Source organism: Mucilaginibacter terrae, from assembly GCF_042679325.1.
GTDB lineage: Bacteria > Bacteroidota > Bacteroidia > Sphingobacteriales > Sphingobacteriaceae > Mucilaginibacter > Mucilaginibacter terrae.
In genome coordinates this window covers 32,719-56,629 of the sequence record NZ_JBHTMJ010000008.1, presented here as the reverse complement: position 1 = coordinate 56,629, position 23,911 = coordinate 32,719, and the positions used below count along the sequence as shown (strand labels likewise).

Annotated in this window: 25 protein-coding genes; 7 read left to right on the top strand and 18 right to left on the bottom strand. The window is 40.8% G+C overall.

The window, feature by feature from the left end:
• The first annotated feature begins 104 nt into the window (after positions 1–104).
• Positions 105–1,283, top strand: coding sequence for a molecular chaperone DnaJ (gene dnaJ / locus ACFQ3S_RS07280; protein ID WP_377162806.1), 1,179 nt, complete (start codon positions 105–107; stop codon positions 1,281–1,283).
• Positions 1,284–1,446: 163 nt separating this feature from the next.
• A complete protein-coding gene (locus ACFQ3S_RS07275; RefSeq protein WP_377162804.1) occupies positions 1,447–1,959 on the top strand; it encodes a hypothetical protein in 513 nt (170 codons plus the stop codon).
• Between the two features lie 67 nt (positions 1,960–2,026).
• Here ACFQ3S_RS07275 and ACFQ3S_RS07270 read toward each other — a convergent pair whose 3' ends face one another.
• Positions 2,027–3,400, bottom strand: coding sequence for a Fic family protein (locus tag ACFQ3S_RS07270; protein ID WP_377162802.1), 1,374 nt, complete (start codon positions 3,398–3,400; stop codon positions 2,027–2,029).
• A gap of 97 nt (positions 3,401–3,497) precedes the next feature.
• Between ACFQ3S_RS07270 and ACFQ3S_RS07265 the strand changes: the two genes are divergently transcribed.
• The 3 genes from ACFQ3S_RS07265 to ACFQ3S_RS07255 all read left to right on the top strand — a co-directional run bounded on the left by ACFQ3S_RS07265 (position 3,498) and on the right by ACFQ3S_RS07255 (position 6,774).
• On the top strand, positions 3,498–4,403 hold the full coding sequence (locus ACFQ3S_RS07265) for an ABC transporter ATP-binding protein (protein WP_377162800.1): 906 nt from the start codon (positions 3,498–3,500) through the stop codon (positions 4,401–4,403).
• Between the two features lie 6 nt (positions 4,404–4,409).
• Positions 4,410–5,660, top strand: coding sequence for an ABC transporter permease (locus ACFQ3S_RS07260; protein WP_377162798.1), 1,251 nt, complete (start codon positions 4,410–4,412; stop codon positions 5,658–5,660).
• A gap of 106 nt (positions 5,661–5,766) precedes the next feature.
• Entirely contained in the window at positions 5,767–6,774 is a 1,008-nt protein-coding gene (locus ACFQ3S_RS07255) for a Ppx/GppA phosphatase family protein (protein WP_377162796.1), read from the top strand.
• Between the two features lie 34 nt (positions 6,775–6,808).
• On the opposite strand, the gene ACFQ3S_RS07250 is transcribed toward ACFQ3S_RS07255, so the two are convergent.
• From ACFQ3S_RS07250 to ACFQ3S_RS07210, 9 genes are all read right to left on the bottom strand, one after another.
• Positions 6,809–7,411 (bottom strand): Maf family nucleotide pyrophosphatase, encoded by a 603-nt coding sequence (locus ACFQ3S_RS07250; protein WP_377162794.1) that lies wholly within the window; start codon positions 7,409–7,411, stop codon positions 6,809–6,811.
• A gap of 70 nt (positions 7,412–7,481) precedes the next feature.
• Positions 7,482–7,994, bottom strand: a complete 513-nt coding sequence (locus ACFQ3S_RS07245; protein ID WP_377162792.1) for a KdsC family phosphatase — start codon at positions 7,992–7,994, stop codon at positions 7,482–7,484.
• 66 nt (positions 7,995–8,060) lie between these two features.
• Positions 8,061–8,303 (bottom strand): Fe-S cluster assembly protein IscX, encoded by a 243-nt coding sequence (gene iscX / locus ACFQ3S_RS07240; RefSeq protein ID WP_377162790.1) that lies wholly within the window; start codon positions 8,301–8,303, stop codon positions 8,061–8,063.
• A 111-nt stretch (positions 8,304–8,414) separates the two neighbouring features.
• Positions 8,415–8,747 (bottom strand): 2Fe-2S iron-sulfur cluster-binding protein, encoded by a 333-nt coding sequence (locus ACFQ3S_RS07235; RefSeq protein ID WP_377162788.1) that lies wholly within the window; start codon positions 8,745–8,747, stop codon positions 8,415–8,417.
• Between the two features lie 35 nt (positions 8,748–8,782).
• Positions 8,783–9,550: a Rossmann-like and DUF2520 domain-containing protein gene (locus tag ACFQ3S_RS07230; RefSeq protein WP_377162786.1), complete on the bottom strand. Its 768-nt coding sequence runs from the start codon at positions 9,548–9,550 to the stop codon at positions 8,783–8,785.
• A 73-nt stretch (positions 9,551–9,623) separates the two neighbouring features.
• Positions 9,624–10,118 (bottom strand): phytanoyl-CoA dioxygenase family protein, encoded by a 495-nt coding sequence (locus ACFQ3S_RS07225; RefSeq protein WP_377162784.1) that lies wholly within the window; start codon positions 10,116–10,118, stop codon positions 9,624–9,626.
• Positions 10,119–10,178: 60 nt separating this feature from the next.
• Positions 10,179–10,325, bottom strand: coding sequence for a hypothetical protein (locus tag ACFQ3S_RS07220; RefSeq protein WP_377162782.1), 147 nt, complete (start codon positions 10,323–10,325; stop codon positions 10,179–10,181).
• 26 nt (positions 10,326–10,351) lie between these two features.
• Positions 10,352–12,871, bottom strand: a complete 2,520-nt coding sequence (gene ccsA / locus ACFQ3S_RS07215; RefSeq protein ID WP_377162780.1) for a cytochrome c biogenesis protein CcsA — start codon at positions 12,869–12,871, stop codon at positions 10,352–10,354.
• An 8-nt stretch (positions 12,872–12,879) separates the two neighbouring features.
• Entirely contained in the window at positions 12,880–13,293 is a 414-nt protein-coding gene (locus ACFQ3S_RS07210; RefSeq protein ID WP_377162777.1) for a cytochrome c maturation protein CcmE domain-containing protein, read from the bottom strand.
• Between the two features lie 219 nt (positions 13,294–13,512).
• Between ACFQ3S_RS07210 and ACFQ3S_RS07205 the strand changes: the two genes are divergently transcribed.
• Together ACFQ3S_RS07205 and ACFQ3S_RS07200 are read left to right on the top strand one after the other, a co-directional pair.
• Complete coding sequence (locus ACFQ3S_RS07205) at positions 13,513–14,475, top strand: hypothetical protein (protein ID WP_377162775.1); 963 nt, start codon at positions 13,513–13,515, stop codon at positions 14,473–14,475.
• A gap of 244 nt (positions 14,476–14,719) precedes the next feature.
• Entirely contained in the window at positions 14,720–15,565 is an 846-nt protein-coding gene (locus tag ACFQ3S_RS07200; RefSeq protein ID WP_377162773.1) for a DUF6882 domain-containing protein, read from the top strand.
• 186 nt (positions 15,566–15,751) lie between these two features.
• Here ACFQ3S_RS07200 and ACFQ3S_RS07195 read toward each other — a convergent pair whose 3' ends face one another.
• The 8 genes from ACFQ3S_RS07195 to ACFQ3S_RS07160 form a co-directional block, all read right to left on the bottom strand.
• Positions 15,752–17,185 (bottom strand): Glu/Leu/Phe/Val family dehydrogenase, encoded by a 1,434-nt coding sequence (locus ACFQ3S_RS07195; protein WP_377162771.1) that lies wholly within the window; start codon positions 17,183–17,185, stop codon positions 15,752–15,754.
• 150 nt (positions 17,186–17,335) lie between these two features.
• Positions 17,336–17,542, bottom strand: coding sequence for a CcmD family protein (locus tag ACFQ3S_RS07190; protein ID WP_377162769.1), 207 nt, complete (start codon positions 17,540–17,542; stop codon positions 17,336–17,338).
• 4 nt (positions 17,543–17,546) lie between these two features.
• Complete coding sequence (gene ccsA / locus ACFQ3S_RS07185; protein WP_377162767.1) at positions 17,547–18,218, bottom strand: cytochrome c biogenesis protein CcsA; 672 nt, start codon at positions 18,216–18,218, stop codon at positions 17,547–17,549.
• A gap of 227 nt (positions 18,219–18,445) precedes the next feature.
• Positions 18,446–19,651, bottom strand: a complete 1,206-nt coding sequence (locus ACFQ3S_RS07180) for a carboxypeptidase-like regulatory domain-containing protein (RefSeq protein ID WP_377162765.1) — start codon at positions 19,649–19,651, stop codon at positions 18,446–18,448.
• Between the two features lie 67 nt (positions 19,652–19,718).
• The gene (locus tag ACFQ3S_RS07175) at positions 19,719–20,402 is read right to left on the bottom strand and encodes a heme exporter protein CcmB (protein ID WP_377162763.1); all 684 of its coding nucleotides are present in this window, start codon (positions 20,400–20,402) and stop codon (positions 19,719–19,721) included.
• 117 nt (positions 20,403–20,519) lie between these two features.
• Positions 20,520–22,466 (bottom strand): response regulator, encoded by a 1,947-nt coding sequence (locus ACFQ3S_RS07170; RefSeq protein ID WP_377162761.1) that lies wholly within the window; start codon positions 22,464–22,466, stop codon positions 20,520–20,522.
• A 31-nt stretch (positions 22,467–22,497) separates the two neighbouring features.
• On the bottom strand, positions 22,498–23,085 hold the full coding sequence (locus ACFQ3S_RS07165; protein WP_377162759.1) for a chemotaxis protein CheB: 588 nt from the start codon (positions 23,083–23,085) through the stop codon (positions 22,498–22,500).
• Complete coding sequence (locus tag ACFQ3S_RS07160; protein WP_377162757.1) at positions 23,075–23,911, bottom strand: CheR family methyltransferase; 837 nt, start codon at positions 23,909–23,911, stop codon at positions 23,075–23,077. The genes ACFQ3S_RS07165 and ACFQ3S_RS07160 overlap by 11 nt, the downstream gene beginning before the upstream one ends.

Here is a 23,911-nt window from a genome sequence, read left to right as displayed (position 1 = left end):
AGTAAGTTGTTGATTAGTTTTATAATGTTGATATATACTGCGGGAGAACCAGTTAACCAATCAACTACTTAAATTAATCAATTACTTGCACACAATACAAGAAAATGGCAAAAAGAGATTATTACGATATACTGGGTGTGTCGCGCGGTGCGAGTGAAGATGAGATCAAGAAAGCTTACCGCAAAATGGCGATCAAGTATCACCCGGATAAAAACCCTGGTGACGCGGCTGCTGAAGAAAGCTTTAAAGAAGCAGCTGAAGCCTACGAGGTTTTAAGTAAGCCCGATAAACGTCAGCGTTACGACCAGTTTGGTCATGCTGCTAACGCTTCTTCACCTAATGGTGGTGGCGGTTACGGCGGTCAGGGTATGAATATGGACGATATATTCAGCCAGTTTGGCGATATTTTCGGCGGTGCAGGCGGCGGTAGTCCGTTTGAAGGTTTCTTTGGCGGCGGCGGCGGCCGTCAGCAAGGTGGTGGCCGCAGGGTAGCCCGCGGCAGCAACCTGCGCATTAAAGTGCGTTTAACCTTAGAAGAAATTGCTAACGGTGTTGAAAAAAAGATCAAGGTAAATAAACAGGTATTATGCGGTACTTGCGATGGTACCGGTGCTAAAGATAAATCGTCTTTCAGTACTTGTAAAACCTGCGGTGGCTCGGGTGCGGTGCGCAGGGTAACCAATACTATACTGGGCCAGATGCAAACTACCAGCACCTGCCCTACCTGTAACGGTGAAGGCAGTACCATTACCGCTAAATGTACGGTTTGCCACGGCGATGGTGTAGTGCGTGGCGAAGAAACCATTAGCATTAATATACCAGCCGGTGTAAGTGAAGGTATGCAATTGAGCATGAGCGGAAAAGGTAACGCAGCCCCTCGTGGTGGCATGCCGGGCGACCTGATCATCCTGATTGAAGAGATACCACACGAAACCTTAAAGCGCGATGGTAACAATGTGATCTACGATATGCACGTAAACTTTGTGGATGCCGCTTTAGGTACCAGTATTGAAGTACCTACCATTGATGGCAAAGCCAAAATAAAAATTGAGCCGGGTACCCAGGGCGGTAAAATATTACGCCTGAAAGGTAAAGGTGTGCCAGAGGTTAATTCATATCATCGTGGTGACCAATTGGTTCACATTAATATCTGGACACCAAAAGCCTTGAGTCGCGAAGAACGCGACATGCTGGAGAAACTGCAAAGCTCTCCTAACTTTAAACCAAGTCCGGGTAAAAACGAAAAAAGTTTCTTTGAACGGATGAAGGAATACTTTGAATAAGTAAGTTGATTATATTGATTAGAGCCTGGAAGCGTGATGTTTTCAGGCTTTTTTGCGTTATTATATATACTTTTACAATCCCAAAAAAATCAGTTAAATGAAATTGCCTTCAAGCTCTGCCATTGTTATGCTTATATGCGGTATTATGTTATTTAATATCAGTATGGCAATTGCTGCATTAAACTTTTTTGGTTTTAATCAATACTACTTTTTAATTCAGCCGCTTTACACTTTTTCTACAGTATTATATTTCGTTGAGTTAGTACTAATGTCTTACTTGTTGTTGCTGACCAACGATCCGATCAGAGCATTCTCCTATTTTTTTTATACGATCATAGGTATAGTAAGCACTTTGGTTTTTACCCTTTTCCCTAATAAAACATCGCTGTTTCCTATTATGGGTGCTATAAATATGATTAGCCTGGTCAACATTGTTGTCCAGTCGTTTTTGATCAGGAACACGCATTTATCTACACCGTACATCATATTTACCTTTACTACAGCAATAATTGTGGGCTTTAAAATGATGATGCCTTATTTGGCGCATACATTATATCTACCCATAGCTGAAATTGGAAAGTACACCTCAGTTACAGACCTGATATCATCTGGCGTTATGCTATACCTGGTGATCAAAATTTATATGTTGTCTAAATATGAAGCGAAGGTGGGATAGTATGGGTATTGTGGTTTGTTCTGTAACGGATCGAAATAGCTTAAAACATTATGGTTGTTCCTTATTTTCACTTAAAATTATCATTAATTGAATCCTTAAGTCCTTTTATAATACTCTTCAGTACTTTATCTTGATCAGTTAGAGAAATATTCTCATTATAAAATTTATACACCTCGACGTCATTGACATCGGTGATAGAATATTCTTGTTCCTCAAAATCTATAGATAGGTTATGCGACACATTAAACACATTATCTGGATTTTTAAACAAAGATAAACTGATGGTAACGTATATTGATAAAATTTTAACTCCTGACGATATTTGCTCTCTAATATTTTCATAAATTTTTATTTCATTATGTTGCATAATATTATAGTATCCATGTCCTGACCAGATTGATGGCGTAGGCTCACAGTACATTGTTACAACATCAAAAAATTCAGTAAAAACTGTCAACTTGCTTACAAGCCTATCAAAAAATGGGAATATATTATTTAACAAAACGTGATTAATCTCCTCTGCGGTAACCTTCTTTTTAGGAACCACCTTGGACTTCAATTCCATTCTAAATAATGCGATTTCTTTATCAATATCTTCAGCCTCATCAATATCACCTCCATCAATTACTTTAATATAAAGCTGTAATGAACGCTCCACCCGCTCAATAATATATTCAACAAAAGGCCATAGCTCTCCTACATCTGCCCTGCTCAACAAAGCATAGTACTCTTCCTTGTTATCAGATTTAATAACCGCCACCGGATAGCCGCTTCGCATCAATATCAAGTTTATCAATATTCTCGACATGCGACCGTTTCCATCGTCAAACGGGTGAATAGCCACAAAACGATGATGAAATAAGGCAGCCGTAACTATAGGGTGAATCTCCGGGTTATTCGTGGCTTCATTATACCAATCCATTAGCTCCTGCATTTTAGCCGGTGTTTCTTCGGGCAATGCGTAGTAATGAATTGTACCTGTAATCGTTTGTACATGGTTTGGAGAGGTTTTATACTCACCTACGGTTATCATTTTGGTTGTTGGTGTACCATCAGCAGTTTGAGCGGGTGCTTTGTGTGGCTCTCCCAATATCACCTTATGCAATCCTCTAATGTCTGCCTCGTTTAATGGCCGTTCATCCTGAACCATAGTCAACAGAAAATCAATGGCTTGGTTGTGTCCCTGTATGTCTAAATGATCTTTTAGGGGTTTGCCTTTGGCGGTAATGCCATGCATTAACAGTGCCGTGGTTTCGCCATAACTTAGCTTATTACCTTCAATGGCATTCGAGTTATAGTTCCAGTCTAAACGTAGCTTTTGCATCACCCTGCCCTCAATATCTGGAGGTAAAGGGCGCATGTCGTCTATCTTTTTTTTCAGGGCATCAACCTGTTTAAAAGCATCTGCCTTGCTAAACTCCAGTTCCAGTTTCAGGTTCATGTTTTAAAGATATAAATTAACTTGCTGTTGTAATAAAATCGTCTTTTTATTATCTAAAAATAAAACACTAAATTATGGCACTTAAACTCCCCAACCTATGCTTAGTATCCGCAACATTGTAAAGCAATACGCCGGTCATACGGCGTTGAGCGATGTGAGCCTGGAAGTTAGCAGCGGACAGATATTTGGCCTCTTAGGTCCAAATGGTGCCGGCAAAACTTCGCTCATTCGTATCATCAACCAAATTACCGCCCCCGATTCGGGCGAGATCTATTTCGACGGTACCAAGCTCAACCAATCGCACATTGAGCGCATTGGCTATATGCCCGAAGAACGAGGTTTGTACAAAAAGATGGCTATTGGCGAACAGATCGTTTACCTGGCCCGTCTGAAAGGGCTAAGCCATGCCGAAGCTACCAAACGTATTAAATACTGGTTCGAAAAATTGCAGATTCAGGATTGGTGGGACAAAAAGGTTGAAGAACTCTCAAAAGGGATGCAGCAAAAAGCCCAATTTGTGGCCACTGTACTGCATGAACCTGATCTGATCATCCTTGATGAACCTTTCAGCGGTTTCGACCCTGTTAACGCTGAACTAATTAAAGACGAGATCCTGGAACTTAACCGCAAAGGTGCTACAATCCTGTTTTCTACCCACCGCATGGAGTCGGTTGAGGAATTGTGTAATTCTATCGCACTCATCCATAAATCGCATAAAATATTAGATGGCAGGGTGAAAGATATTCGCAATTCATACCGTGATCATACTTATTTAATAGAATACACCGGCGCCAAGCTTAACTTTAATGGCTCGCAGCCTTTTATCCTGCTTAATGAAACAGCCAGCGATGAGGGTTACACCATCCGCCTTAAATTAAATGAGGGAGGTACCACCAACGAGGTGCTGCAATACCTTATTCCGCAGGTAAGTATAAGTAACCTGCAAGAGGTTATTCCAAGCGTTAACGAAATTTTTATTCAGAAAGTAAATCAAATCGGCTAAACCATCATGAACAAAGTTTTACTTATTATACAAAGAGAGTACCTATCGCGGGTACGTAAAAAGGCATTTTTAGTTACCGTTTTCCTGGTGCCAACATTGCTGCTGGGCATGTACGCCGTCATGTACCTCATTTATAAAAACAGCAGCGAGCTTAACGCCACGCACGTAGTGAAAGTAATTGATGAAAGCGGAAAGTTTGCAGGTAAATTTCACGATAAAAAGAAAATTCATTTCCAAAGCCTTAACCAGCCATTACCTTTAGCTAAAAAAGACCTGAAAAAGCATGAAGATGATATTTTGCTATTTATCCCAAAAGTGTATTCATCGGCCAAATCTGTACAGGTATTTTCTGAAAAGAAACCTAACATTACGCTTTCTATGGAAATAGAACGGCAAATGAACGAGATAGCTACCAATAATAATATGGTAGCCCGTGGAATAGATACGGCGCAACTACGTAACATACGCAGCGACATATCGATCAGTTCTAAAGAAGTGACGGATAGTGGCGACAAGGAATCGAACGTGGGGGCATTATATGCCGTTGGCGTGGCCGGTGCAGTACTCATTTATTTGTCGTTGTTTATATACGGGGCACAAGTAATGCGTGGCGTAATTGAAGAAAAAACCAATCGTATTATCGAAGTAATTGTATCATCGGTTAAGCCTTTTCAACTAATGCTGGGCAAAATTATTGGTGTGGCACTGGTTAGTTTAACCCAATTTATGGCCTGGATCATACTATCGGTAGCGGTTAGTTTTATTGCCAACAAATACTTCAACGCCCCTCAAAGCCCCATTTTAGGTATGCTGGATGGTTTAAAGAATGTACCGTTCGCTTATATTATCAGCTGTTTCCTGTTCTACTTCTTAACCGGTTTTTTACTATACAGTGCATTATTTGCGGCGGTAGGTTCGGCAGTTGATAGTGAGAGCGAAACACAGCAGTTTATGTTTCCTATCACCATGCCATTACTATTTACATACTTGATTTCGGTAAGTTTTCTGGCTCAAAACCCAGATAGTTCACTGGCGTTCTGGTTATCGGTAGTTCCGTTTACGGCGCCTGTAGCTATGATGGTTCGTTTACCGTTCGATCCACCGGGCTGGCAACTGGCCATATCCATGTGTATGATGGTAATCGGCTTTATTTTTACTACCTGGGTAGCCTCGCGTATATACCGTGTGGGTATATTAATGTACGGCAAAAAAGCCAGCTATAGCGAGTTGGTTAAATGGTTTTTTTATAAAGAGTAAACACCGCTCCAGCCCCCTAAAGGGTGAGCATTAAAACAAATTATATTAAGCCTTCCCTAAAAAAGAAGGCTTAAAACATTTTAACCGTTTTGTGCCTTTAAGCAATATGTTATCAACCAGTACTACTCCCCTTTTAGGGGGCCGGGGGCCTGTAGCTCGTGTTGCCGTTATGGATCTTGGCACAAACACCTTCCATTTATTAATTGCCGAACCCGATAGCGAAAACTTTTTTAAAGAAATATTGCACGAGCACGTAGGCGTAAAATTGGGTGAAGGCGGCATTAATGAGGGAACTATTAAGCCTGACGCTTATAAAAGAGGCATGGATACGCTGGTTAACTTTAGCCAGTTTATAGATCAGCACCAGGTTACAAAGGTGAAAGCCATTGCTACATCGGCTATGCGCAGCGCATCCAACGGACAACAATTTATAAACGAGGTAAAACAACGTACTGGCATAACTATTGAAACTATCAGCGGCTCTATGGAAGCCGGATATATCTATAAAGGTGTAAAAGAATCGGGTTGCCTGCAACAAGCCAATAGCCTGATTATTGATATTGGCGGCGGTAGTGTGGAATTTATTTTAGGTAATCAAGAGCAGATCATATACAAGCGCAGCTTTGAGATTGGTGCCGCACGATTAATGCAAAAATTTCATCAAACAGATCCTATTACGGTTGATAAGGTAGCGGAACTTAAACTCCACCTTGAAGATAGCCTGAACCCGTTGTTTAAAGCTATTCAAAACCAGCCCATACAAAACATGATAGGCTCATCGGGTGCGTTTGAAACTTTTGCCGAACTGGTAGAATTAAATAAGGGTAATATGTTTAATTTAAAGCAAACCAAAACATACCAGTTTGATAAACAAGAACTAATGGATATTACCAACATGCTTATCCACTCCAACCATGAGGAAAGGGCTTTTACTAAAGGAATTATCCCGGTACGGGTAGATATGATCGTGGTGGCCTCGCTACTCACCCAATACCTGGTACATCAGCTTAAAATTAACAGCGTACTTATGTCATCCTATTCGTTAAAGGAAGGGGTGCTGGCGGACTTGTTAAGCCCCTCCCCAGCCCTCCCCGGGAGGGAGGGAGCTATATAAGAGTTCTGTCAAAGGCCTCCCTCCCTGGCAGGATTTAGGACAGGCTTTTTAACCTTAACAACTGCTGGTAAACCTTTTCAGTTGGTAACCCTACCACATTGGTATAAGAACCTTCAATACGTTGAATAGCGGTTATGCCTACCCACTCCTGGATGCCATAAGACCCGGCTTTGTCCATAGGCTGGTATTTTTCTACGTAAGTAGTAATTTCTTCGTCGGTTAGTTTTCGGAAGAATACTTCTGATACATCATGAAACAGGTTATATTCGTGTTTATACAAAATGCATACACCCGTAACCACCTTATGCACTCGCCCTGATAGACGCTTTAACATTTCAATAGCATGAGCCGAGTTTTCGGGTTTGCCTAAGATCAGCCCATCAATACAAACAATCGTATCGGCTGTTAATACAGCTTCGTCGGTCAGGCTGCCATCATAGGCTTTGGCTTTTTTTTCCGCAATATAAACGGCTACTTCCTCGGGCAATAGGTGTTCGGGGTATGATTCATCCACTTCTTTTAGCACTATGCTAAAATCAACATCCATCTGTCGCAAAAGTTCCTGCCTGCGCGGCGATTTGGAAGCAAGGATAATTTTGGGGAATTTTGAGTTCATGGTTCGTAGATGATAGTTCATGGTGTTAAAAAAACTGACTACTTAATTGGCAGTTCCCATGAACAATGAACCATCAACTATGAACCAAAAACTACCAGCTATAAGCTTCGGCACCCATCCATTTACCTTGTATCTTCAGGGTTTTTTCAATTACATCGCGGGCGCAGCCACGGCCACCCGGTAAGGGTGATATATATTCGCAAAGTTCTTTGATCTCTTCAGCAGCATCGGCAGGGCAAACCGGCATGCCTACCTGGCGCATTACTTCCAGATCGGGTATATCATCGCCCATGTACAATACATTCATGGGGCTAATGCCACGTTCGTTGATATATACTTTAAAAGTTTCGGTTTTAACACCCGAACCCAAAAATATATCTTTAATACCCAAACTGTTTAACCGGTGCATGGCAATTTTAGAACGACTGCCCGATATGGCACAAACATTATAGCCACACTTAACAGCCAGCTGTAAAGCATAACCATCTTTGATGTTGAATAACCGGGTTTGTTCGCCCGAATCGTTAACAAACACCGATCCGTCTGTCAATACACCATCCACATCAAAAATAAACGTGGTAATATCTTTAAATTTAGTTAGCAAGGTTTTATAATTATTTTATCAAATTAAACAATTTTAAGAAAATTATTCAACAAATCCTACTAATAACTATTGATTATCACGCCATTCGTACACCCAGGCCGATTGAATCTGTTCCAGGTGACCTTCATTGGCTTCTTCGCGTGTACCTTTAAAATCAGGAATGGATAAAACCCACTCTAACAGGTCGGTAAAGCGGATGCGGTAGATCTTTGATTCGTCAAAATCATCACCAAATTTTTCGTAAAGCCCCATCGCAATGTCTTCGTGGTCGTTCCAGTGAATGGGTAAGGAGAATTTATTGTCGCTCATGTTGTGTTGCGTGTTTTGTGTTTCGAATTACGTGTTCTTATCAATTGCATGAAAACGGGAATTTGATTTTACGAATGCTCTCGTTACTGGTAACCCCGCTCCCCGCAACTTTTAGTGCCCCATAAATTGCGACTGATCGGGTATGGTAACCTCAATGTCGCCGTCAATAATTACACACTGGCAGCCCAGGCGCGAGGTTATACGCGGGTTTACAGCCCGGTCTATAAAATCTTCTTCCTTTTCTGATATTTCCTGGATGTTATCCATTCCTTTGTTTACGTAAACATGGCAGGTACTGCAGCCGCAAACGCCGCCGCAGTTATGCTGCAATTCAATGCCGTTTTCCAGGCAAACATCCAGTACCGATTCGCCTTCAGCTATCGCCAGTTCTACCGGAGCGTGATCCGGTTCCTCAAAGGTTATTTTAACTTTAAAAATGTCCATTTTGGCAAAAGTAACAAAATTACTCAACCCTGTGTTTACCTTTGCCCCATTTTGATGATAGCCTGACTTAACAGCACGTAAATCTCTTTTAAATCCGGCTCGTTTTGCAACAAGTTCAAATGCGCAGCCATCGTTTTTTCATCACCACGTGTAGCCGGTCCGGTTTGCACATCGGCAGGCATTCGGTGTTCTACCTTTTGGGCGGTTTCGGCTATCAGCGGACGAAGTAGGTTGAAATCGAGGTTATGTTGGGCCAAAAGCTGCTGCGCAGCATGGTATAAGTAATTAGGGAAGTTACAGGCAAACACCCCCGAAAGATGCAATATTTTGCGTTGATCCGAATTAACTATGCTTACCTTATTGCTGATGGTTTGCGCCAGTTGTATCAATTCGATAGTTAGGTCTTCATACGCACCTTCTATACACAGCGGTACCTTTCTGAAATAAATTTCCTTATTTTTGCTGAAGGTTTGTAACGGATAGAAAACTCCTGCCTGATCAGTATATTTTAATAGTACCTGTAATGCTGCAGCACCCGAAGTATGCACTATAGGTTTTTGATGAACGGCTAATGCAGCTGCCATACTATCAATGGCATCATCATTTACGCTGATGATGAACAAATCCGTATCGGGCGTAATTTGCCACAAGTCAGCAGTAGGTTCGGCCTTAATATGATAAGCCAGCAAAGCGGCGTTTTGCGCACCGCGACTATAAACCTGAACAATTTGATGGCCTGCATTTTTAAGGGCTGCCCCTAAATGAGTAGCTACATTGCCCGAACCGATGAGTGTGATACGCATGTATAATTAAAACCTTAAAAATACGAGTTAGTTTGGTGATTAATTTATACTTTGATAAACTCGATCTACTATATCAAACATTCAAATCAATAGCTTCCTTTTCCGACCATTGTAAAGACTCGGGCAATTCGGCTTTACTAAACTCAATATGTAATACCCTCCTGCGTTTATTGCCCGTGCTGCGGTTTGAGGCATGTAATAGTAATGGCCGCATGATCATGACACCACCTTGCGGTACAACACATACATCTTCCTGTTCTACCCGCCAGTCAATGTTTTCGGCACGATACATACCTTTGACATTTGAGCCAGGTATAACCTTTAAGGCACCGTTCGTTTCATTCGTATCATCTAAATGAATACGGATGGTGAAATTATTTTGCAGGATATTGATTGGCGGTTGCACGGCAAACTGATTTTGTTTAACCGTCCACGGGCCAAAACCGGGCAGATCGATTTTCCGGTCGACCGATACAGTCAGATCCTGGTGATAAGCTACAAACCAGTTCGACTTTTCAGGTTTATCAAAGTAAATAGATTTTACTACGAAATATTTGTTACCAAGCAATTCAGTAACAATCAGCTTTAGTTTCTTCGTAAATATTAGCAGCTTTAGTTCAGGTAATTCTTAAAAAAACTGCCTTATGGCAAATAAGTCATCCGTTTTACGAAAGGTGGCTTTTGAGGTATCGGCTTTATTAATAGCATCAATTATGGCTTCCACCTCTGCCCCATCATAAATATGGCTGATAACGGTATAACCTTTATCAGCCATGTTTTGTAAATGGAGCGCCTTATTCACTAAACCAGGTTTTTGTTTTTTCCTTTAAGTACGGGTGCATTAACACGTTGTGTACTGATCTGCAATTCTTTATTCCGTCTAAATATCGACATTAGGAAACCGATCACCATAATAATGGTACCCGACCAAAAGAAGTTGATATAAGGGAAATTAATAGCACGCATTACAATATATGCCTTTTTACTTTCGGGCTGCTGATATACGGTGATCTCAAACTTGTTTTTATCGGGAATTATTTTGGAGAAACGCAGTTTTAAACCGGCATCGTTAACCTTGCGGGCAAAATCGAAACTGTTACCATCTTTGATCATAAACACGGGCTCAGCCTTATATTTAATATCGTGCGATACGATTTCAAGTTCGGCACCTACGGCCACATCATTTTTGTTTAATGGAATGTTCTGCAGCTTAGGCTCCTTGTTCAAGCCTCGTAAGATGATGTAGCCCTCACGATAACGGATGGTATCGCCTAAGCCAACCTCATATAAAATAGGTGGTTCGTAGTTCTTATCGTCACCGCTGCCCTCGTGATCATGACCTGCCTCGGTAGATCCAGCTTCCAGGTTTTCTTCTTCCTTTATAGGCGCAGCTGTAATGTGGGTATAAAGGTCATGCAACAAGTAATGTTTAGTATCGGGCGATGAAACCAGCCCCATTTTAGCATTGGCCTGCGAATTAGGCTTTAATACGAACTGCTCGGTAATTTTACCGGCAGCATCATATTTCTTGTAATCAACCTTAAAGTAATGGTTAGGTGCAACCAGCGAATCGCCTATGTAGGTCACCTTATAATCGCCCATTTGCACCGGCTGATTTTTATACAACATGATATTCTCGCGGGCATCAGCAGCTTTTTCAAACCCTTTAACCTCAATAATACCTTTATCGTTTTGCGATACTACTTTACTGGTACCGGCCGCAATTAAAGCGCCAACCAACAGCAGGGCAAAACCTATATGTGCTACCGCCGATCCGGCCAGTTTTAATTTACCTTTAAGCGCATCGGCTAATACTTTAGCATTAGCCAAAATACCGTAAATAGCACCGAACATAGCCAGCGTAAATACCAGTTTGAGTTTGTATAAACCGGTTGTATAAACCACAATGCCGGTAAGCAAAGCAGCAAATACCAGGTATAATACGGTGGTGATGAAAAAACGGGTAGTATCGGTTTTTTTATATTTTAAAAATTGGGTAAAACCTAAAAACAGGGTTACCACAAAGGCAAAACCAGCCTGGAAAATATTATACAGCGTAACCGGGTTGGTTGGTGGCGCCACATTGGTTTTAAACATGGCGTTCCAAACCGGCAAGGATGTAACCACCACTAACTGAAGGCACGATAAAGCCAGGAATGCCGACCCTACGAACATCCAGAATTCACGGGAATAGGTTTCTTCTTCTTTTTTATTAATCGGCAATTCTTTCCAGCGCCATACCAGTAAGCCTATGGTGATAGCTAAAAACACCAATACATCTATCACCAGGTGCCAAAACATACCCAAATCGGTGAAGGCATGCACCGATGTTTCGCCCAGGATACCGCTACGGGTCATGAAGGATGCGTAGAGCACCAGCACAAAGCTTAGCAGCGTTAGCAGCGTAGCAGTAAAGTAGGAATGACCGGAGTTCTTGTACACAATCATTACGTGTACTGCGGCAATCAGTACCAGCCAGGGAATAAGTGAGGCATTTTCTACTGGGTCCCAGTTCCAGAAACCACCGAAGTTTAACGACTCATAAGCCCAAAACGAACCCATGATAATACCGGTGCCCAATATCATTACGGCAAACAGCGCGTAAGGTATGGCCGCGGCTATCCATTCTTTATAACGGCGCTGCCACAAGCCGGCCACCGCGTAAGCAAACGGAATGATCATAGAGGCGAAGCCCAGGAATAAGGTTGGCGGGTGAATTACCATCCAGTAGTTTTGTAATAGTGGGTTAAGGCCGTTGCCGTCCTTCACATAATCCATATAATTAGCCTGCTGGAAAATAGGTCCCTCTATAGCATCGCGCAGAAAAATAAACGGTGAACTACCTAAACGAGCACTCAGAATATTCACTCCAATAAGCATAGAGCTTAATAATACCTGCGATAAACTGATGACCACCATTACCGGGCGTTCCCACGATTTGGCTTTCCAGATGAGTATATTGCCTAATACGGCCTGCCAGAAAGTCCATAACCAAAAACTACCCTCCTGCCCCTCCCAATAACTGGAAATAATATAATATACCGGCAATGTGCGCGATGAGTGTGCCCAGGCATAATGGTATTCAAACAGGTGATTGTAAATAATATAAAAAAGGCAGCAACCAATAGCAACAACCGAAAACGTATTTACAAAAAAGCTCAGCCTTCCTAAACGAAACCACGACTTATCGAGCTTATTGGTTTGGGTGGTAGCAAAGTAATAACTGATGGTAGAAAGCAACGCCGAACCAAAGGAAAGTATAACAAAAAACTGTCCCAGGTGCCCCGGCATAAGGTGCTCCCCTTTAAAAACTGTATCCATTAAAAGATTTATATGTTGGCCTGCTTGTTTGCAGTAACCTCGGTTGTTTCTAATTTATCCTGCGTGTATTTCGACGGGCATTTCATCAGTATTTTCGATGCATGAAACTCTTTGCCACGCATTTGGCCGGTTAACACAATTTGTTCCGACCGTTCAAAATCCTGCGGTTTAGTGCCGGTGAAAACCACTTTACATTCTTCGCCCTTGTTATCGAGCATGTAAAATGAAAAGTAATTGGCATCCTTGGTCGGCTCGTAGTAAAGCGCCTTCCCCTTGTTTAAATGACCAACTATGTGCAACTCGCTTTCGGTTTGCTCGGCATCGTTAAAAGAGCCGTAAGTACTTGTAGTTGAGTAGGTGCTGATAATAACCGCTATGGCAATAGCAATTACGATTATACCTAATATAGAGCTTTTTTTCATGAAGAAATTACCTGCTGTAAATCAATTTACAAAAATACAAAACGTAGAGCTAATACACTTTATTACAACAGATATATGTTATTTAGAATTGTTCTTAACGAAAGTGAAGGGATAAAGGTGAAAGGTTAAAGGATTAAGATAAAACACGTTTATACACTTTAAACAGTATGTAACCGATAAAAAGTTATATTTGATAGCACCATTTACAACCTGACTGCTTTGAAATATAGTTTACTTATAGTCTTTGTTACCACTTTATTTTCTGCCGCATGGGCCAAACCGCAAGCGGCCGAGGTTCCCGATACCGTGCGGACAGGTATTTACATCAATAGCGTACACGATATTAATTTTAAAGACAAGGAATATACGTTAAGTGTGTGGCTTTGGCTGAAATATAAAAACAAGGATTTCGACTTTGTAAAAAACCTGGAAGTACCGCAAGCCAAATCAGTAGACAAATCTTTTTCCACCATTGATACCAGCGATGGTAAAGTGTACCTGCTCATGAAGCTGCAATGTGTAATGAAAGATACCTGGGCAATTGATAACTTCCCTTTCGATAGGCAAAAGCTGCGGTTCTCCATAGAGAATTCGCAATTCGATTCCAAATCGTTAGTGTTTGTGGCCGATACGCTGGGCAAACATTTTGATCCGCGTTTTACCCTGCGGGGATGGCGTATTGATAGCCTGGATATTACTACCGGCATTAAAGCGTACGAAACTACTTTTGGCGATGAAAGCCTACAAAAACCTCACACCGAGTACAGCAACTTCAAATTTAAAATGGTAATCAACCGCGATGCCATAGGCTTGTTTTGGAAGATGTTCCTGGGCATGTATGTAGCGTTTTTAATAGCCTACATGTGTTTTTACATCCATACCGATAGTATAGACTCGAGGTTTGGTTTGAGCGTGGGTGCCCTGTTCGCGGTAATTGGTAACAAATACATCATCGATTCTTCCCTGCCCGAATCTACCTCCTTTACATTGGTTGACACGCTGCATGGCATTACATTATTATTTATTTTAACCATTATTGTTTCTACCTCTTATACCCTGCTATTAATTAAGCGCGAAAAATTAGACAAAGCCAAAAGGTTTGATTTTATAAGCGCGCAGGTGCTGCTGGCCTGCTACCTGTTACTGAATGCTTACTTTATTTATACGGCTAATCAGGCTTAAACTTTCGCAAGTGTTCACGATGATAGTGCAGTTTCATGCTCGCAAAACTTAAAAAAGCCTCATTCTTCCACGTTTAATTAGATTTTTTTCGTATTTAAACCTCGAATATTGTCTCAAAATCAACCCAAAAGTGTTCACAAGTAAACGCTTTTGAACGGTTATTAAACACTATTGTGAACGGTTTCAGAGCTTTTAGGCAGACTGAATCTGTGAGTATAGTGGCGCGTGATTTGGAGACTATGATATGAAATTTCTTTCCCAAATCATCCAATTAGCAGCTAACATTGACTTTTCATACAATAAACTTTTATCAATACTATTTTGTAAATTCGTTGTTATGAACCTTTTTAAAAAGGATTTTGAGAGCTACGCATCTAATTGCGTGAACGAAATTTCGATGCTGCAAAATGAATTTATGCAGCTTTACGACATCAATAGTTATGGCGAATGGTATTATGACCACGATATTGGCGCATTTCAGTTTAAAGCAGACCATGGTAAAAATCTCTATTTTAGATACATAGATGTAGGTTCTTTCTCAACTAATACCAATACATGGAACTGGTCTTGGGATAATAGCACCACTCCCCGATTAGTAAAAGCAGGTCTTGAAAAAGTAAGAATATTTGGCGCAACAAATGATTTTGGGCAACTGACCACAGGTTTGATTGAAGGAGACGAATACACCGGCTGGGAAATGACTTCTATATCAGCGAAGTTATTAAGTGCAATAGGAATGTATCGCATTCAGCGAGATCATCTTTTCATCTATTTTATATTTACCCATGAACTTACCCAGGAGCAATACGATGCACTTGAGAATAAGTCTGTTGAGTGTGATGTGCACGAAAAGGGTCAAATAGCGTTTGTTTGCAAGCACTTAATAAGCAAAGAATATCCTGGTTTCCATGAAGCGTTTGAATCCGGTCTCTGTATGGAGGAAAATGATGATTATCAGGCCTGGTGCGACGAATGTGAGAAAGTCAGAATAAACGAGGGTAAGTGGAATGAGGAATCTATGGCTTTTGCGGAAATTAAGATTGTTTGTGACCAATGTTACTTTGAGATCAAGTATAGACAAACTCTGTAGTACTTGGCACCCTTATATATAGTTTGTTGTCAGTATATAACCGTATCAATTAGCCAGCGTGTTACGCGGTTGCTACGTTGCAATCGCTAATAACATGATTTCATATAAAAAATGCCATTCCGTTTTTCGGAATGGCATTCAAATATCAAGTCGTAAATCTTTATTCTTGACTCTATACTCTAAAACCTACGGCCAGATACCTAAGTTTTGGTAGCTCACCGCTATTTTGTTGATAGCGCCTACAAAAGCAGCGGTACGCAGGGTATCAATACCAGGATTGTTCTTGTACGTTTCGCGGATCTCGTGGTAGGAACGGATCATGGTGTCTTCTAAACCAGAATTTACCAGTTCAAGCTCAGATGCGCCTTTAATAATAGTGGAGCGTTGCAGCGGACTTAAAGCCACACCGGTAATGCCTTCTACCATGTTTACCAAGTTCAGGTTAGAGTTTTCCTCAAAACGACGGTTCATACGGCCGAATGATACGTGCGACAGGTTTTTTAACCATTCGAAATAAGATACGGTTACGCCACCGGCGTTGGCATACATATCGGGGATAATCATACCACCGTTGGCGTAAAATGCAGATTCAGCTTCGGGCGTAGTTGGTCCGTTAGCACCTTCGGCAATAATTTTTGCCTGAATGCGGCCTACATTTTCAATAGTGATCTGGTTTTCCAGCGCGGCCGGTACCAGGATGTCGCATGGTTGCTCCAAACCTTCGCCCGAGTTGCTGAACTCTTTAGTAGCACCGGCATAACCTAATATAGAGCCGGTTGCTTTACGGTGCTGAAACACGGCATCAAAATCCAAACCGTCTTCGTTATAAATAGCACCTTCAAATTCGCATAAGCCAACAATGATAGCACCGAACTCTGATAAAAATTTAGCCGAATAGTAACCTACGTTACCTAAGCCCTGTACAATTACCTTTTTACCGCTCAGGCCCGGAGTTAAACCTACACGTTGCATATCCTCAGCCACGCCAACACACTCGCGTACGGCAATAGCCACACCACGTCCGGTAGCTTCTCTACGGCCGGCAATACCGTGCAAAGCAATTGGCTTACCGGTAACGCAACCTAAGGCATCACCCTGGCCAGGGTTCATGGTAGCATAAGTATCGGCAATCCAGCTCATTTCACGTTCGCCCGATCCATAATCAGGAGCAGGTACGTCTATGCTTGGGCCAATAAAGTTTTTTTTAATTAATTCTACCGTGTAACGACGGGTTATGTTCTCTAACTCTTGTACCGTATAGTTTTTAGGGTTAATTTTGATACCGCCTTTAGCACCACCAAACGGAACGTTTACAATAGCACATTTGTACGTCATTAATGCGGCTAAGGCCATCACCTCATCCTCGTTAACCATTTCGCTGTAACGAATACCACCTTTGGTGGGCGACTGGTGATGAGAATGTTCTACGCGCCAGGCATCTATCACTTCAAAGCCATTACCTTTACGTATAGGGAAACGGAAACGGTAAACACTGTTACACGATTTGATCTGATCTAACAAACCGGCATCGTGCTTGGTAAATTGTGCAGCAAAGTCAAAGTTGGTACATACATCGTTAAAGAAATGTGTGTCTTGATCAGCTATGATTATGTTATCCATAATTTATATATTGAGTAAATAATTGGTAAATGTGTACGCTTCAGCTATAGGCGTTCGGTTATTAAGTTGTTGTGTTTATTCGTTATTTTCGCTGCAACAGTTTGCTTTACGTAATTACTGCTAAAACAATGTTATCTAACGATAAATGTTTTAATCCTTGTACTTTTCCAGGCGGGTTAAGCGCCTGTCAATTGTAAATAAATAAATAACCAGGCCTATAAAAACAATAGCTATAGTACCTACCACCACGTAAATTTTACCGGAGCTGCGCATGGTATCGGCCATTTCCACATCCTGGGCAAAAACCGAAATGTAACCAATGAGGAATACCGCCAGGCAAATGAGTCTTTTTATCATCTGTTTACAGGGAATTATTTTTATTTTCTATTAAACGGATACGATAGCGTAAGGTTGCGATCCAAAGCGCAATTAACATCCAGCCAATAAAAGCAGGGTATAATACGGCTCGCATTTCGCTGGTCATATCGTATTTACCAAAGGCCGGATTGCCGCCGTTACCGGGGTGCAAGGAATCGGTCATGCGAGGTAAAATAAACAACAGCACAATCATGATAGGGAAAGCAAAAATATTGTATATGGCCGAGATACGTGCACGTTTTTGCTCTTCATCAATAGCGTTGCGCAATACCAGGTAGGCGCAGTATAACAAAAAAGCTATGGCTGCACTGTTTTGTTTTGGATCGTTGCTCCAGTATTGTCCCCAGGTATAACGTGCCCAAAGCATACCGCTTAGCAGGCCTAAAATGTAGAATATTATACCAGTGTTCACACATTCAATGGCAATGAGGTCATATTCTTCTTTATTGGTGCCTAAATACCTGATGCTATAAAATACCGATACACCAAATACCAGGAACATGGCCATCCACATGGGTACGTGGAAATAAACATTACGGATGGTTTCGTGTAAAATGGGAAGTTCGGGAACGGTGAACAAAAAACCTGCTATCATGGTGTATCCCACCAATAAAACTGCTAAAATTTTCCACCAGGCCTGATATATAAATCTCATACTTATTTTGACGCGCAAAGGTATAACAAATAAATTTTAAATACTATGCATACATAGCATTTGTAAAATTGGCTCTATACTAAAATACCCAATCATCCCGAACTTGTTTCGGGACTCCACAATATATTTAATTGCCATGCTAATATTTGTATTGCGTTTACTTAGCACATGAGATGCCGATATTCATCGGCATGAGGGTACCTTTTTAATAGTTAATTAAAACTCCCCTATTTCAAATAAGGCGGCGTATAACCTGCCGATGGCACATAATCAACAGGCAACAATTCGGCAATCTTATCTTTTGACCACGAACCCTCATAGAGCATACTTTGCGATGATACCACCGCTCCATTACCATCAAAAAGTGCATACGGTTTATACAAAGTAATAACGCTTGTTTCAAAGTTCTCCATATCCAACGGACGGTAAATATCTTTAAATTCCTGTGTTTCCCGCTTTTTGGTGTAAGTAACATACAAATAATCGGGAAAGGTAATGGCGTGTAAACCGGGTTTATCGGTTTGGCGTAAAACTATATCGGCAATAAGGGGCTGCCTGTACAAGTATTGTTTATAGCGCTGCATGTTGTAAAGCTCCATCCAATGTCTTGCCGAATCGCCGTTCATGCCGGTAAACTTATCCAGTTTTCGTTGTATTATTGCTTCATCAGGTCTTTCGGGGTTTAGTTTACGCTCCAGCCGCCTGATCATAAAACCTTCACTATCCATTTTACCATTTGCGAGGGAACGGAAAAAGTGCAGGTTTGAGCCGTAAAATATATCCTGACGGCGCATTTCCCACTTCTTTTTTTGGCTTTCGCTGCCGGGTAGTTCTTCGTACAATAACCTTCCCTGCCATGATATTAAATTATTCAGCTTATCACTTTTAAAGTCTTTCAGCAAAAATTTAATGCGGTACCCTAAAGCTTTATTGTCGATGTTTATAAAATCGTACGAATAGGCCTCCAACAGCTTTTTTGATTTGCGGTAGATTACCGTCAGATCGTGCGGGTTGGCTATCTTACATTGTTTGGCATAAGGCGAAGTACCGAAAAATTCTGTTAAAAACATTTCGTAATTGCGTTTCCAATCGGCCGGGGTCATTACAACCACATCTCTTAACTGTTGTACAGCGGGTTTTAATTCGGCATTAACTACTATAGGCTGGCTGCCCACCAAAACCTGCTGCATAAAATCTTCGTAACCTACCGAGGTAACTATTAGATCGTACTGCCCGGGCCGTACACCTTTCAGGCTATACGTACCATCTTCGGCGGTTGTAGTACCAAAGGTAGCGTTACTTAAAAACACACTCACTTTAGCCAGCGGGGCTTTAGAGTTGGCGTGTATAACCTTACCTGTTATGGTTCCTGTTTGGGCAAGTATTAGCCCCGGAACCACCATGCTCAGTAATAAAATTATAAATAAACGCATGTAAAAATTAACGGGCTTAGTTAATAAATCAGGGTTAATCAAATATAATCATATTGGTGCAATAAAATCAATCGCGCCATAAATAAGGGAACAGGATCAGTGAAACGGCGATAACGATAATGTTTATAGCAGCCAATACACCAAAATTACTGTAGGTTAAGCTGCGGTCTACGCCGTCCATAGCACTTTTGCTAATTTTTATCAAAAGCATTATAACCGGTATAATAACCGGAAAACTAAGTATGGCCATTAAAGTACCGTTATTGCCAGCCTTAGCCGCAATAGCCGATACCATAGTAAATACAGTAGAAAAAGTAACACTGCCGGTTAATACCACCAAAAAATACCATACGGCATCGCCCACGGTGTTGGTGAAAAACAAGGCATAAACTACCAGTGCCAATGTGCTCAGCAAACTCATGAGCAACGCATTATAAATTGTTTTAGAGAGTATGATGGCATGCGGGCTGGCAATGGTATAGTAGTACAACAAACGGCTACGGCTTTCCTGTAAAAAGCTTTTAGCTATGGCATTAACCGATGCAAACAAAATAATGATCCAAAAAAGCACATTCCATACCACGGTGTAACCCTGGCTGCCCGTAAAACCGGGTGTTAAGTTAAAGGAGATGTAACATACAAATACGGTTGATACGATATAGAGTAATACCCCGTTAAATGCATACTTTGAACGCCATTCCAGCAGTATTTCTTTTTTTAACAAGTACCCTGTTTGGCGCAATAATTCCATTAGTGCAAATATAGAATTATTAAGTTTGTGGATTTGTTACAAGTATGTTAAAAGGCAAGGTAATGGCTCCGTTTGGAAGATTAAAAAACATGGTTTCCCAGGGTCATATTTTAGTGTTTACTTAGCTAAAACAGCTGGGGTATTTAACAGGCGTTTCATTTTCTCGTGTAGCTGGTAAGGCTGAAAAGGTTTGGCCAACACATCGTTCATGCCCGACGACAGTGCTTGTTGCTGCTCATGCTCGAAAGTAGCCGCCGATAAGGAAATAATAGGAATACTCCTTTTAGGTTCGGCAAAATTTACCCGTATGTTTTTAGCGGCCTGGTAGCCATTCATTTCGGGCATGTGGGTGTCCATTAATATAATATCGTAATCCTTCGTCTGCAATTTATCAAGTACTTTCTGACCATTATCCACAATTTCCACTATAATGTTCCAGTCTTTAAGCATTTTCGATAACATAAACTGGTTTACCAGGTTATCTTCTGCTACCAGCACATGTATATTTGCAAACGGCTCCAATAAGCGTTGTGTACCGCCATCGGCCGGAGTTATTTCTTTAGGTTTTTCGGCAATGGTGTACCAATTAATAAAGTTAAAAACGCTGCCGGTACCTACCTGGCTGCTCACGGTAAGTTCGCCGCCTTTAAGTTCAATTAATTTTTTAACAATGGTTAAACCCAGGCCGGTACCACCAAATTTAGCTTCGGTATCGTTTTCGGCCTGTTCAAATGAATCAAATATCTTATTCAAACGATCTGGCGCTATTCCTATACCGCTGTCAAGTACACTAAATTTAATTTTTACGTTTTCATTAAGTTTTTGTAATACTGAGAGTTGTAATTTTACATAACCACGTTCGGTAAACTTAATAGCGTTGCTCAATAAGTTCATCAATATTTGGTTAACGCGCAATGAGTCGAATTGTAAAATTTCGGGAACATCGCCATCAATATCAAGTAGCAGCTCAATATCTTTTTCATCGGCTTTATACTTCAGCAAATCGAAAACAGATTTAACCACCCTGCGAATATCATGAGGTTTACGAATGATACTAAATTTACCTGCCTCTATTTTCGATATATCAAGCACATCATTAATTACACCTAATAACGATTGTGACGACACTTCCAACAAGTCAATCACGTTTTTCTGCTGTTCATCTAACGGGCTTTTACGCAACATGCTGGTTAAGCCTATTATCCCGTTTACAGGTGTGCGCAGTTCGTGGCTCATGTTTGCCAAAAAGTTTTCTTTTATTTTGCGCGAATAATCAGATGCTTCTTTTGATTTGATCAATTCTTGTTGATAACTTTTTTGCGGAGATACATCGCTGATATTTAAAAACAGCATTTTATTGTTGTAGGTAATACGGCATTCAACCCATATCATCCGTTTGTCAAAGGTTTCAAACTGGTACTCGGCTACAGCATAATTTAAATTACTATTTACAATATCCGAAAGTTTTTTTCGGAATTTATTTTGGTTTACCGGCGCGGCCAGTTCAACAATACTTTTTTGAATGAGCTCTACAGGCTGATGACCTAATATTTTATATACAGCCTGATTAATTGATTGTATCCGAAAAGCCTGGGCGTCGATCGTGGTAATAATATCCGCCGAATTTTTAACCATAATGGCAAAATTCTGCAATTCATCATTTTTGGCTTTTATATCTCTCTGGTGCTGAGCAAGCTGGATGAAGGAATCGACCTTGGCCGAGGTTATATATGGATCGAGCGGTTTGTACAGGTAATCAACGGCGCCAGTACCAAAGCCCTTAACTGCGTATTTGGCTTCTTTGGAAATTGCGGTAACAAAAATAATAAGAATATCTTTGGTTCGAGGGTTCGCCTTTAGCATTTCCACCAACTCAAAACCATCTATTTCCGGCATTTGTACATCAACCATTGCTATGCTAATGGGGTTTTCCCATGCTATGCGTAAAGCTTCATTAGGCGATGTGGTAGACAGGATATTAATATCATCGCGCTTAAGCAATGCTTCAAGCGCAATGATGTTTTCTTCCCTATCATCAACAACCAATATATTAACAATACTCATATTAAACGGTTAAAGTTATAAAAAGCAACAGCTAAATTTGCAATAATTCAAATATTTCATCAATATTTAATATATAATCGGCTGCATTTGCCTGTATTGCTGCATTAGGCATATCGGCCATTTCGGCATCGGCCGGGTTTTGTACGATAGTAAGCGAGCCCTTGTTACGTAGCTTTAATAAACCGTTGGCACCATCTTGGTTAGCACCAGATAGTAAAATAGCAGTACAGTTGTTTTTAAATACCTCTGCAGCACTTTCAAAAGTTACATCAATGGAGGGTTTGGAATACCATACCGAATCAGATACATCCAGGCTAAACTGCTTTTCGTTTTCTACCAGCGTGTGGTAATTAGCAGGGGCAATATAAATAGTATTATTTTCAATATGATCCTTATCTCCTACTTCGCGCAGGTACATACGACTGTTTTCGCCGAATAGTTTTTCTATTTCACTAAAATAATTCTTTTTCCGGTGAATAATAATAATTACGGTTTTACCTAAATTAGGCGGCAGGTATTTAACGGCGCGAAAAATTATCTTGAATGATCCGGCCGAACCACCAAGCAACAGCACCTTTGAATTACGCCAGCGCTCAATTATATCTTTGCTAAGTGCCAATTTTCTGATAAATGTTTTCTTTTGAATTGATTGTTTTAAAACGCTTTTTAAACGCGTCGGACCGTATAGCTTCCTTACTACCCAGGCATAAAAAACCAAGCGGGCAAAGACTGTGGTAAAACAAATCTAATATCTTTTCCTGCAAATGCGATTCAAAATAGATGAATACATTACGGCAGCTAATCATTTGAAATTCGTTAAAATCGTTATCAGAGATCAGGTTATGTACCGAAAACAAGGTATTCTGTTTCAGTTCGGTATGAATAGTTGCCGCGTCATACAAAATGGTAAAATGATCGGTAATGGTTCCAGGTAAGCCTGTGTATTGATAATTTTCGGCATACGATTTAATTTTACGCAAACTGTAAATACCTTTTTTGGCTTCTTTTAATACTTCGGTGTTAATATCGGTGCCGTATATAAAAGATTTTTTACGTAAACCGGCTTCCTGTAACAATATGGCCATGGAATACACTTCCTCACCCGATGAGCAACCCGCACTCCAGATTTTAATTTGCTGAAAAGTAGTTAAATACGGTAATACCTCACTGTTAATAGCCTTATAAAACAATGGATCACGAAACATTTCGGTAACGTTGACGGTAACTTCTTCTAAAAAATGCTGGAAAAATTCTGCGTCATTGATCAGTAAGTGTTTCAGATCATAGTATTCCAGCCTTTTTAGCTGCATGATACGCGCAAGCCTTCTTTTTAAAGATGCTTTAGAGTAACCCGAAAAATCAAATCCATGAATCTTTTTTATCAGGTTAATAAGGTCGTTTATTTCTGTTGGTGTTAGTCCTTTTTCTTCAATATCATTACTCAT